The sequence below is a fragment of the Burkholderia sp. ABCPW 14 genome, from assembly GCF_001523835.1.
In the GTDB taxonomy this organism is placed as follows: Bacteria; Pseudomonadota; Gammaproteobacteria; order Burkholderiales; family Burkholderiaceae; genus Burkholderia; species Burkholderia mayonis.
On sequence record NZ_LOVS01000202.1, the window covers coordinates 25,586 to 35,772 of the forward strand.

The 10,187-nt window shown below is 57.0% G+C and carries 10 protein-coding genes and 5 pseudogenes; 10 read left to right on the forward strand and 5 right to left on the reverse strand.

What is annotated here, in order from left to right:
- Positions 1-39: 39 nt before the first annotated feature.
- The 3 genes and pseudogenes from WS62_RS38570 to WS62_RS30770 all read left to right on the forward strand — a co-directional run.
- Positions 40-144, forward strand: a pseudogene (locus tag WS62_RS38570) (lysozyme); the annotation flags it as partial.
- Positions 144-689, forward strand: coding sequence for a lysis system i-spanin subunit Rz (locus WS62_RS30765; RefSeq protein ID WP_066579148.1), 546 nt, complete (start codon positions 144-146; stop codon positions 687-689). The pseudogene WS62_RS38570 and the gene WS62_RS30765, both read left to right, overlap by 1 nt.
- A 61-nt stretch (positions 690-750) precedes the next feature.
- Positions 751-1,593, forward strand: coding sequence for a hypothetical protein (locus tag WS62_RS30770; protein ID WP_082721420.1), 843 nt, complete (start codon positions 751-753; stop codon positions 1,591-1,593).
- 47 nt (positions 1,594-1,640) lie between these two features.
- Here WS62_RS30770 and WS62_RS35580 read toward each other — a convergent pair whose 3' ends face one another.
- The 3 genes from WS62_RS35580 to WS62_RS38575 all read right to left on the reverse strand — a co-directional run bounded on the left by WS62_RS35580 (position 1,641) and on the right by WS62_RS38575 (position 3,620).
- Positions 1,641-2,051, reverse strand: coding sequence for an aegerolysin family protein (locus WS62_RS35580; RefSeq protein WP_197422957.1), 411 nt, complete (start codon positions 2,049-2,051; stop codon positions 1,641-1,643).
- A gap of 413 nt (positions 2,052-2,464) precedes the next feature.
- Positions 2,465-2,818: a hypothetical protein gene (locus WS62_RS35585; RefSeq protein WP_082721422.1), complete on the reverse strand. Its 354-nt coding sequence runs from the start codon at positions 2,816-2,818 to the stop codon at positions 2,465-2,467.
- Positions 2,819-3,281: 463 nt separating this feature from the next.
- The gene (locus tag WS62_RS38575) at positions 3,282-3,620 is read right to left on the reverse strand and encodes a hypothetical protein (protein WP_231748460.1); all 339 of its coding nucleotides are present in this window, start codon (positions 3,618-3,620) and stop codon (positions 3,282-3,284) included.
- A gap of 80 nt (positions 3,621-3,700) precedes the next feature.
- On the opposite strand from WS62_RS38575, the pseudogene WS62_RS38580 reads away from it, so the two are divergent.
- The 3 genes and pseudogenes from WS62_RS38580 to WS62_RS30785 all read left to right on the forward strand — a co-directional run.
- Positions 3,701-3,772 (forward strand): annotated as a pseudogene (locus WS62_RS38580) (SOS response-associated peptidase family protein); the annotation flags it as partial.
- Positions 3,773-3,945: 173 nt separating this feature from the next.
- Complete coding sequence (locus WS62_RS30780; protein WP_231748461.1) at positions 3,946-4,461, forward strand: hypothetical protein; 516 nt, start codon at positions 3,946-3,948, stop codon at positions 4,459-4,461.
- Positions 4,458-4,658, forward strand: coding sequence for a hypothetical protein (locus WS62_RS30785; RefSeq protein WP_066579128.1), 201 nt, complete (start codon positions 4,458-4,460; stop codon positions 4,656-4,658). Before WS62_RS30780 ends, WS62_RS30785 begins: the two co-directional genes overlap by 4 nt.
- Before the next feature lie 348 nt (positions 4,659-5,006).
- On the opposite strand, the gene WS62_RS30790 is transcribed toward WS62_RS30785, so the two are convergent.
- Entirely contained in the window at positions 5,007-6,098 is a 1,092-nt protein-coding gene (locus WS62_RS30790) for an IS630 family transposase (RefSeq protein ID WP_066579130.1), read from the reverse strand.
- 258 nt (positions 6,099-6,356) lie between these two features.
- Between WS62_RS30790 and WS62_RS35590 the strand changes: the two are divergent.
- The 4 genes and pseudogenes from WS62_RS35590 to WS62_RS30805 all read left to right on the forward strand — a co-directional run.
- Positions 6,357-6,701 (forward strand): annotated as a pseudogene (locus tag WS62_RS35590) (IS110 family transposase); the annotation flags it as partial.
- Positions 6,701-6,916 (forward strand): annotated as a pseudogene (locus tag WS62_RS30800) (IS3 family transposase); the annotation flags it as partial. The pseudogenes WS62_RS35590 and WS62_RS30800, both read left to right, overlap by 1 nt.
- A 372-nt stretch (positions 6,917-7,288) precedes the next feature.
- Positions 7,289-7,684 carry a DUF3592 domain-containing protein gene (locus tag WS62_RS37135; protein ID WP_197422958.1) on the forward strand — a complete coding sequence of 132 codons (396 nt, stop codon included), beginning with the start codon at positions 7,289-7,291 and terminating at the stop codon, positions 7,682-7,684.
- Between the two features lie 3 nt (positions 7,685-7,687).
- Entirely contained in the window at positions 7,688-8,314 is a 627-nt protein-coding gene (locus WS62_RS30805) for a hypothetical protein (RefSeq protein ID WP_156441191.1), read from the forward strand.
- Between the two features lie 58 nt (positions 8,315-8,372).
- On the opposite strand, the pseudogene tssF reads toward WS62_RS30805, so the two are convergent.
- Positions 8,373-10,073 (reverse strand): annotated as a pseudogene (gene tssF / locus WS62_RS30810) (type VI secretion system baseplate subunit TssF); the annotation flags it as partial.
- Between the last annotated feature and the right edge of the window lie 114 nt (positions 10,074-10,187).

Sequence of the window (10,187 nt, forward strand, 5' to 3'; positions counted from 1 at the left end):
GTTCGGCGAAATGCGTGAATTTGCGGGCCGAAATTTGATGCGCTTAGCGGCCGGCCGCAATGGGTCACAGCCGGCAGTCGAGTGCTGCCAGGTCTCGTGAAGCGCCGCGCTGCCGAGCGCGCGCTGTGCGAGAGGGGGATGTGATGCTGAAGATGCTATGGCCGTACGTGCTCATCGCCACGCTCGCCGCGGCGGCCGGCGCACTCATCGATCATCAGTTCGGTGTCCGACGGCTCTCAGAGGAACAGGCCGCGCGAGCGAACGATGCGCAGCGGCACGCCAACGACTTGAGCGCGATTTCGAGGGTCGCGCTCGATGCAGAACAGCGCGCGATTGCCGCTCACGACACCGCGGCATCGGCGGTGGCCGCCGTCGACGCTCAATTCACGAAGGAGAGAAACGACCATGAGGCCGACAATCGCAACTATCGCGTTGCTCTTGCTGCCGGCACTGAGCGGTTGCACGTCGCCGTCCGCAACTGTTCTGCAACCAGTGCCGACGGCGTGTCCGGGGCTTCCGGCGCCGCCGGCGTGGTCGATGGTGCCCCCGCCTACGCAGACATCGACGCAGCGGTTGCAGAGCGCGTTTTCGCCGTCGCTGGAGACGACCAGAACGAAATCGACAAATTGAAGACGTTGCAGGGATGGGCGTGCGCAATTCGTCCACAGACGCCTGGGTGCTCGAATTGAAATTTATCTGTAAGCTCTGAGACTCATGAAGTGAACAACATTCGAGAACCTGAGACCAATCATGAAAAAAATACCGATCCTATCCGGGCTGGCGCTTTGCCTTGTTGTTGCCGCATGCGGAGGAGGTGACGGCGCGCCGGCGTCGGCCGGGCCTGCGATTCGCCTTGCCTATTCGGGGGCGCCGCTCGTGGCAGCGCAACGCGCCTCTGTACGGGCGGCGGCGCCGACGGGCGCATCGGGCGGGGCCGGCCGCGATGCGGTCGTGGCCGACAATCAGGCAACGATCGATTCGCTGCAAGCGGCATTCAAGGCCCGTGGTGCCGATATCGCGGTGTATCCCGGCACGATCGACGGTACGACACTGCACGAACTGGTGATGTCGGAAAACTCGGGAGTCGCTCCTACCGACGCCGAGCTTCGGGATATCCCCTGGGGCATCCCTACCGAGTGGGTTCTCATCAATTTCAAATTCGCGGATATGGTTACGCGAAACGACGATCCAGTGCAGAGAGCGGCGATCGATCAGTTCGAGCGTGATCTCGACACGTACGTGAAACGAGAATATTTGAAGGGGCGGGTCGTCTATGCAGCTCAACCGCTGGGCCCGTGTGACCACAAAGACGACACAACCAATCCGATCGTGACGCTGTCTGCAATCCTGTCGCAGAACAGGTATGTCAACGCGATCGGTGGCATGCCCGTAACGCCGGAGCAGATGGATTCAACGTGCTTGGTTCCGAACGATGCCGTTCGAAGTGCGTATGTCGCGAAGATTGCTGATCGTCTGTTCGGTGAATATACGACGGCACTCGACACGATCGACAAGTGCAAGCACAGCCCCGCGGCGATTCCCGAGAACGAGCGCGCTGCCCAGTGCTGGGGTATTGCACCCAAAAAGAAGTAGCGAGCCCATTGCCCCGGTCAGTTGATTGATCGGGGCCGCGCGTTGGTTTATTGGAACTTGCCGATTTGTATCGAGATTTGGCCGATATGTGGACCGCTTGTATGGCCGCCACTTACAACGGCCGCATATTCATCGGACTCCCTCTCAAAATTCCAGCTATTTGCTGCGCCCGTTGTCCAAGGATTATCCCAAAGAAATCTTCCAATTTTAGTTCCGAAGCGAAAAATATCGAAATAGCCCTGTGTTCCAGCTGGGGCATCGGAGCGGCCACAGGCTGCGATCGTTACGGGTTTCCCTGAATCGACGTTGGTGCTGCTGATTACATCGACTTTGATTTCAGTATCTTTGTCAGGCGCTTGATAGAATTTTCCATAATCGAGGTGCGCGTTCCTGATGTTAACGGTTTCAACTGATTTTTTTACATCAATGGTTATTTCGATCCATTGCGCGTATGCCATCATCGTCTCCTTTGTGGTGGGGGTTACGGGTTTGTTGCGCGGACAATACGCCGCACTGCAGTCAATATAGGTAGTCTACTGAAAGAGCCATCCTCCGAACTTTCTTAGTCTATGCATATGAGTGAAGGAGGCGTGCTGCAGTTTTGCTATGAACGACATGCTTCGTATCACTAGCAAGAAATACCTTCATCTTGTGACCGATAAACAATAGCTGTATTGGATATAAAGAGCGTCGGTATCGCTTGCGTGATATTGCTGTATTTTGAAAAGAAAATTAACATAGAGTGAGAATGATTGTTGAGCTGGACTGTTAGTATTTCCGATGCGGGCTGGATGGTAATTGAAATGATCGAGCAGCTTGTTTATTTGGGTGTCGATGAAAATTATTAATTAGAGCCGATCTATATATTGGATTAGTCGGTGTATTCGCAATTGCAACTTGCGAAACTGTTATTTTTGCCTGTATATACGTGGCAAGATTTTGTGTGTTTCCCTTGCTCGTCATACAGACGTACCGTTAAGTGAATTTTACTGTCTGTTGGAGTGGCATGTGGCCCAGCTACGATTGTCGCGCCGGCCTTTTTCCCCTTGCTGACATACGCTTGGACGGTATTACATTTGCCTGCAACTCTCTTAGCCTGGCTCTTGCTCATATCGACTCCAGCAGGAGCTTTCCAATTGGAGGAGACATCCAAGTATCCTGCGATGGCTGGCTGAGAAAGTAAAACAATAACGGTTGTTATGCAAATTTGTGGTGCATGTTTCATTATCAAATCCTTAAGGGTGGCGTTGTTTAATTGATTGATGCTGGTCGCGCGTGAACGAGTTGATCGAGTGATTCTCGATATAGATGCGGAATTCGCGCGGGTGCTATTTTAATCTTACTGTGTTTTATTGCCGTGGAAGGCACTGCTAGACGTCGGAGCTGGATTGCTAATTGGGATCGTTGAAACTAAGTGGCGCAGATAGCATCTGCCCAACCTGGCTCAGAGTCGCCATTGGTTGGATCATTCCAATTCGCAAGAACAGTAGTTTTCCTTATTTGGCTGTGACGAGCATGTAATCGCACGAGATGGTGGGCGAGCGGTTTAACGTTGTGCGCTAATGTCGTTATTCGATCATCCTCGCGCGCCGCAGTTCGTCTCGCAGCAAGTGGCGCAGTCTTTGAAACGGCCCGTGCGGACCTCACAGGTCCCCTTTGTCCTCGGTAGAGCGATCGGTGTATTTGTGTCAGTCTTGGATCTTCCATAGTGATTTTCGAAGGGCCACTATCTCAAGGATCAATCGCCGCACCTCGGGGTCGCGCCGTGCGCGCCAGATCGCCCGCAGTTCCTCCTCGGTCGGCGGGACAAAGTCGGGCATCTTCGGTACGCGCTTGATACCCGTGGCAACGAGCGGGGTGACGTTGCGATCGACCTTCGTATCTTCGAGCGCTCGCGCGTCGACCTCCTCTGGTGCGAAGCCGATGTAGCTCACGAACTCGCTGACCGTCAGCGGAAAAAATGTGCTTGTGCGGTCCTCGGTGTCTGGATACGTGTACTCCCAGACGTACGCCCAGTTCGGTTTCATAATACGACAAATACTGTATGGATATACAGTATATTGTGGAGTAATATGCAGCAGTCAAGCGCCGAAAAAGGGGATCGGCAATGTGCACAAACTACCGCGCGCCGGACGAAGATCCGGGCATCAGCGAACTGCGGCTCGGCTTGATCGATCTATGAAAGCGCGCGCCATGGGAGCCGGAGATCTGTTCTGTTTCCATTTACGACTGCGGAACGGGTAGTCACCACAACTACAGCGTCTAAAGAGGAATATGGCGAATGACTCGGGGCGGAATTAGGCTCCTCACTACCCGCAGCACGCGGCGCCTTGTCCTCACCCAGTCCGACGTATGGATTGCGAACAGAGGACTGATAGAATCCATGGCATTTCCTCTGGAGAAATGCAGATGGCAAAATGCACGAATTTCTACGAAGCGTTCAAGGCGAACATGGAGGCGCTCGGGCTACCGGCGCCCGCGAGCCTGTTCGGAACGCTGCAGACCGCCACCGGTACGCTAACGACGATCCTCGGTACGCTGAAGGCGTTGGGGCCCGAGGCGACCGTCGCTGAACTGATCGGAGCCACAACAGGGCTTGAAATGCTCGCCGTCGTGTCGGCGTGCGGCGGCGCGTTTTACGCCGGCGCGGTCGTCGGCAGCCTCATCGTCGCGACCGACGCGTCAATTACGTGCAGCAATAAGGTCGCGGCGACGTCGTTCGTGCGCCGATGGGCAGCGCGGAAGGGCGTTTCGCTGCCGCCGGACGTATACCGCGCCATACAAATGCATCCCGAAGTGCTCCGGCCGGGGCTGGGCGCACGCGCTTTTGCGTTCCGCACGCAGGTCGCAGGGAGAGCCGCCGCATGAACCGGCTGACCGACAGATTGGCGCTGATCGCCTTCGCCATCGTGGTTGCGGCAGTCGCATGGGCGTTGCTCCATTACTCCGGCGAGTGGTTCTTTCCAGTCGCGACGTTGATTGCTCTCGCGCTGCTCGTGATCCAGAACCAAAAGCTCAAAAAGCGCCTCAAGGACCTCGGCGACGACGATGGAAGCCGGAAATAGGGTATAGAGCCGTCCGACGCTTTGTTTGCCTATGAGCCGACTCCCGAAGTGGGGTGCAGCGATCTTGACGAAATCTTGACGAGAGTCGTCGCGAAAGGGCGAAAATTGGCACCAGAAGCGCAGCCGATTAGATGTGGCGATCGCTGCAAGTCATTGATTTGACTGCACTTCCGTTGCTGCCAATTTTCAAACTGCCGTTCTTCTAAGCCGTAGGTCACACGTTCGAATCGTGTAGGGCGGGCCAGAATTCTTCGCTTATTCAGGCGCTTACGCTCCACACGCGTCCGCCCACATCCGACGGATTGCAGGGCCAATCACAATTCACTGTGACTGGAGCGTGACGGGATTCTAATGTTCCGTTCCGCTGATTCGCGAACAAAGTCTGTGCCGCTTTTCGAGGATGGAATCGGCTGACGCGGTCCAGACGAACGGTTTGCAGTTTTCGTTGTAGTGGGAGACGAATTGATCGATACGGTTGATCAGTTGTTTGACCGAGCTGAACGAGCCTCTGCGGATCGCTTTGTCAGTGATCAGCGCAAAGAAGCGCTCGACCTGGTTAAGCCACGAACTATAGGTGGGAATGAAATGCATGTGCCAGCGGGGGCGGGCTGCCAGCCACGCCTTGACCTTCGGATGCTTGTGACTGCCGTAGTTGTCCACGATGCAGTGCACGTCGAGATCGGCCGGGACAGCCTTGTCGATTTCGCGCAGGAACGACAGGAATTCCTGATGTCGATGGCGCGGTTTGCAGGTGGCGAGTACGGCGCCGTTGAGCACGTTCAGTGCGGCAAACAGCGTGGTGGTACCGTGACGAACATAGTCGTGCGTGACGCCTTCGACGTAGCCGAAACCCATCGGCAGCATGGGTTGCGTACGCTCGAGCGCCTGACACTGGCTCTTCTCGTCCACGCACAAGACCAGGGCGTTCTCCGGCGGACTCAGGTACAGGCCGACCACATCGCGCAATTTCTCGATGAAGAATTGATCGGTCGAGAGCTTGAAGCTTTCGCTGCGATGCGGTTGCAGCCCCAGCAGCTTGAAGTAGCGGTGCACACTCGTCGGCGAGATAGAGGTTTCGGCTGCGATCGTGCGCACGCTCCAGTGCGTGGAGCCGTCCGCAGGCTTGGTGTGCAGGGTCTTGTGAATCAGTTGTGCCAGTTGCTCATCGCCGATCGTGCGCGGCTTGCCGGGGCGGACTTCGTCATAGAGTCCGTTGATGCGCTGATCCAGAAATCGGAGACGCCATTTGCCCACCGTAGCGCGCGTGAGGTGCAGGCGCTGCGCGATCGCGCTGTTGGGCTCGCCGTCAGCGGCCGCCAGCACGATGCGCGCCCGCGTGACCAACGCAGCCGAAATCGAGCGAGAACGCGCAATCGACATCAGTTGCGCGCGCTCGTCTTCGCTCAGCACCAGTTCCGCCTTCGGTCGTCCCATCGCCATGCCGACGTCTCCCGTTCCGTTGACGTCAACATGCTACGCGAATATAGCTTAGTTAACAACGGAACAGGACACTAGGCCCGTCAGCTCAATATCTGCTACCTCCCGGCTCAAATTTGATGCGCTTATCTTCGCGACCTTACGCCGCCCGCTCGCGCCTGCGCTCCCCCGTGCGGGCGCGTGCTCGTGCTCGTGCGCGTTCAGAAGGACGCGTGCGCGGGCGAGCGATAGCCCCATTGCAGCCTGCCGGACTGTCTCATCATGGGCGTTGACACGCATCTCGATACGCATGTCGGGGCAGTAATGAGCGAAACAGGAAAGCTTCTTGGCACGCTGTCGGTGTCCGCCGACACGGCGAGATATCTCAAACTGCTGACCTGGGCGAATTCTCTCGGTCATCTGTGTCGGGCTGGCGTTGAAGGGACCGGCACCTATGGCGCAGGCTTGGCCCGCGTACTGCGCGATCACGAGGTTGAGGTGCTCGAGGTCAATCGTCCTGATCGGGCTGCGCGCCGATTGCGCGGAAAATCTGATCCGACCGATGCGGAAAACGCCGCGCGAGCGGTCCTCGCCGGAAAAGCAACGGCGATTCCAAAAGAGCAGTCAACGTCCCGACGGAAAACTTCTTCAACAGCTTGAAGAACGAACGGGTTCACGCCACGCACTACCGGACGCATCGGGACGCGAAGGCCGATCTGTTCGAATACATCGAAGTGTTTTACAACCGCAGTCGTCGTCATTCGTCGCTCGGCTTTGTTTCTCCAGAGCGGTTCCTTCTCGACTGGGTCAAAGCTCGGCAGACCAAGGACGCCGCCGCATAACTCGGGACCGTTGGAAGGCGAAAAATCGAGGGAGCCTCTATTCGAAGCGGTCACTGGTGTCAACAGTACGCTTTCCATGCAATGACCACGAATTCAAAGACGATTGGCAAACGCCGTCAGCTTCCGGTAAGCACCAGGAGCAGATTGGAACGGGCGTAGAATTGACGTCGTTCTTCGCAAATCGCAAGATATGCGTGTCGGATGGAAAGCGTTGTCACGTTCGTGTCGTATTGGCGGGTAGAGAACTATCGGCCGCCTGAGTACCGACTTTGATAAGCTTACCGCGCCGCCTTCTTGAGTGCGGCAAACCGCGCAAGGTTTCGTGAAGCGTGTCAGGAAGTTTGAGGGCGACATTCAATATCAGGAAAAACAGTGGCCAGTAAAGCACACAAGTTCAATTACGTTGCGCTGGTGATCGGTCTGTGCGCAGCCGTCTGGACGCTGATTTCGCTCAGTGACAGGCTGGCTTTCATCAAATCTTCGATTGCAACGCAAGGTACGGTCGTTCAACTGAACTACGGCGAGCGTCACCCAGAGATTTCCTTTGTGACACGAACTGGCGAACACGTATCGTTTCCCGGGAGCTTTGTCTCGGTGGAAGTCGGGGATTCTGTTCCTGTCCGCTATGATCCGACCAAGCCACTTGCAACAGCGAAAATCGACACGTTTACCAACATGTGGCTTGAGACTCTTATATCAGCCGCGTTTACGATTGCGTTCCTGTACGCCGGGTTGACGGGAGAGTCATTCCGACCAAAATATGGATAAGCCATGTGGTTAAAGACACTGAGAGAGAGTCGATGGAGATTCAATACCGGAGCGGGTGGCGGCGGCGGTCTTAACCTGCTTCTCGCCTCGGGTGGCGTCATTGTGCTTAAACCCCCATCTGGTCAACTCGAGCAGTTCGCGTACGCTGGCACGGGTATGGGGGTGTCGGTTCCTATTCTCAAATGGCTCAAGCTAGGTAAGCTTGAGTTGCCTAAGCTCAATGTACATGGTCGCGGCATCTCTGGGGCCGGTGCAACAAAAGGCTTCGACAGCGACGGCGCGGTGTACATGACTGAAGCTTTCCATGGCCAAGAGTTGCAACTCAAGAACTTTGAAGGTGGCGTGATCTACGTTGATTGGTCAGTCGGTTATCTCGCTGGCTGGAGCGGCACGTTTATGCTCGCAGGAATCGATCCGCGTCTGATGAAACTCGCCACGGTCCCATTGGCCGGAGGGATGTTCATGCGGCAGGCAATCATGTCGGCACCGGTTTTTATCAAAACACAGGGTCGAATGGAAGGGCTGACGGATTCCCTCGGCGTCGGGCTCATGTTTGGCCAAATGACGTATCAAGGCGCGGAGCCCATCCCACGACAGGGGCCGATCAGCGAATTGCCGGGCGTGAACTGATCATCGAAAAATCTGATCGGTCGTCGGAGTGCGACAGTTCCTCGTCGTCGCGAATCAACTAGAGTACGGGACGAGTCCCCGGCTGAGCGGGGCAGCGCAGCAACTCCGTACCGCTCAGCGTCGAGCGGAGGACCAATTGCACGTAGCTATTCGTCGGCGCGTAGGGCGCGAAGAGTCGTTCGAGCACCCGTGCGAACAGGCTCAGCGTGACGTCGCGTAGCGCACCCTCGTCCAGAGATACGATGATTTCCACTCCGCGTACGTACGACGGAAATTGGCTGGCTAGCGACATCCATTTGATAGCAGGCTGATAGTCAAGTCCGGTGATTGCGTCGACGCTGCGTTGGGCGACGACGCTCGTGCGCGGCGCGTGCAGCCGAAGAAAATCCTTGAAGGCTTTCAAGCCCATTTGAGTCAGATCAAACGGGTGGAGTGACATGCCGGCCAGGACTCGCCACAAAGAATCATGTCCGCGTGGCAGCTTGCTCGGCAAGGTCGGCCGTGTAAGAAATCGGATCGGGCAGGCCAGCGCGGCACCCTCGTGCAGCAGGTCGCTGTCAGGCGCGCCGATCGGCAAGCGAGAGGGCAAATCTCCGTTGGTTGCCGTGACGTCGACGTCCAATTGCGGGTGCTTCGGATGGGCGGCGTTTCCCTCCAAACCGACCAGTGACAGCCGGAGCGGCGAACAAGATGCACCGACTGCTGCGTGGGGATCTCGCAAGGCTGTCCAGTAGGCGATGGCTGGATCGGCCGGTCGGCTGTGACTAAACGCATGATACGGTAGGACGGTGGTGCGCGCGGTTTGACGGACCATTGGGGCAACCTTGTCCTGATCGGATTGCGTGCGATCCCCTAAATAGACGGCGTTGATCGAATACACGTCGAGGGGGACGCCTGTTTGCAGCGCGACGGGCGTCACAGGGTAGGCCGTGTCGGTGCTCGTCAACTGGATTGGCGTTGCGTCTCGCTTGAACAGATTGACGACCGGGGTGCAGAACAGTTTGAAGGCGGCAGCGTCCAGGCCGTTCATTGCTTGATTTGCGCTCGATTTCTCGGGTATGCCGCGTATCGCGACGTGCAGCGTCAGTAGCCGTGCTTCAGGTGCGCGCGCAGCACATCGCATCCGCTCCAGATCGATGTCGACGAAATCGAATTTCTCCGGGAACGCGAACGATTCGATTAGGTATTGGAACGCAACCGAGGTGTTGGTGGGTTCCTTCGGCAACAACCGATCGTTATCGTTGAAGCCCACGGCCTCAATCGGGACTTTCGACAATGCGTTCCACCGGCCGCTCTGGTCGACCTCGACGAACGCAGCACAGGCGCGTTGCAGTAAAGCGTCGGTCAGCGCGGCGACCAGCGGCCGGTCACCGGACAGGTAAGTGCGAACAAGGTCGGACGGGATCGAGGCATCGAAGGTTTCAGGCGGTGTTGCGCTGGCAAATCCGATCGAGATGATACCGGTGACGTCGGCCGGCAACCGAACCGCCGCAGGGACCACCGTAGCGGGCGCATGGCGTGCCGATTGAATGCGTAGTGGCGACAGCGTAACGTCGTAGACCGTTCGAAATCGGCACGATGCGGCATTGGCATCGAGCGACGTGCCGCGCGCCAACGTGAACGGCGTCGTCAGTTGGTTGAACAATGCGGTCGGATCGAATTGCGCGATCGCGCAAGCGGGTACGGTGCGCAGATACTGTGGGTACAGCACCTCAAGCAACGATTCGGTGAATTCAGGGTAGCTGTTGTTGATGGCGGCGTAAAACCGCGCTTAAACGGCGGCGCAATGCTGAGTAATTTTCTCAAGTACGCAGGGGCCCTCGGGCCCCTTTGACGTGTTGCGACGGCGGTACCGTTCAGAACGGCGGGGCGA

Coding starts and splice junctions, on each gene's coding strand:
- WS62_RS30765 (WP_066579148.1), top strand. CDS start 144: ATGCTGAAGATGCTATGGCCGTACGTGCTCATCGCCACGCTCGCCGCG.
- WS62_RS30770 (WP_082721420.1), top strand. CDS start 751: ATGAAAAAAATACCGATCCTATCCGGGCTGGCGCTTTGCCTTGTTGTT.
- WS62_RS35580 (WP_197422957.1), bottom strand. CDS start 2,051: ATGGCATACGCGCAATGGATCGAAATAACCATTGATGTAAAAAAATCA.
- WS62_RS35585 (WP_082721422.1), bottom strand. CDS start 2,818: ATGAAACATGCACCACAAATTTGCATAACAACCGTTATTGTTTTACTT.
- WS62_RS38575 (WP_231748460.1), bottom strand. CDS start 3,620: ATGAAACCGAACTGGGCGTACGTCTGGGAGTACACGTATCCAGACACC.
- WS62_RS30780 (WP_231748461.1), top strand. CDS start 3,946: ATGGATTGCGAACAGAGGACTGATAGAATCCATGGCATTTCCTCTGGA.
- WS62_RS30785 (WP_066579128.1), top strand. CDS start 4,458: ATGAACCGGCTGACCGACAGATTGGCGCTGATCGCCTTCGCCATCGTG.
- WS62_RS30790 (WP_066579130.1), bottom strand. CDS start 6,098: ATGGCGATGGGACGACCGAAGGCGGAACTGGTGCTGAGCGAAGACGAG.
- WS62_RS30805 (WP_156441191.1), top strand. CDS start 7,688: ATGTGGTTAAAGACACTGAGAGAGAGTCGATGGAGATTCAATACCGGA.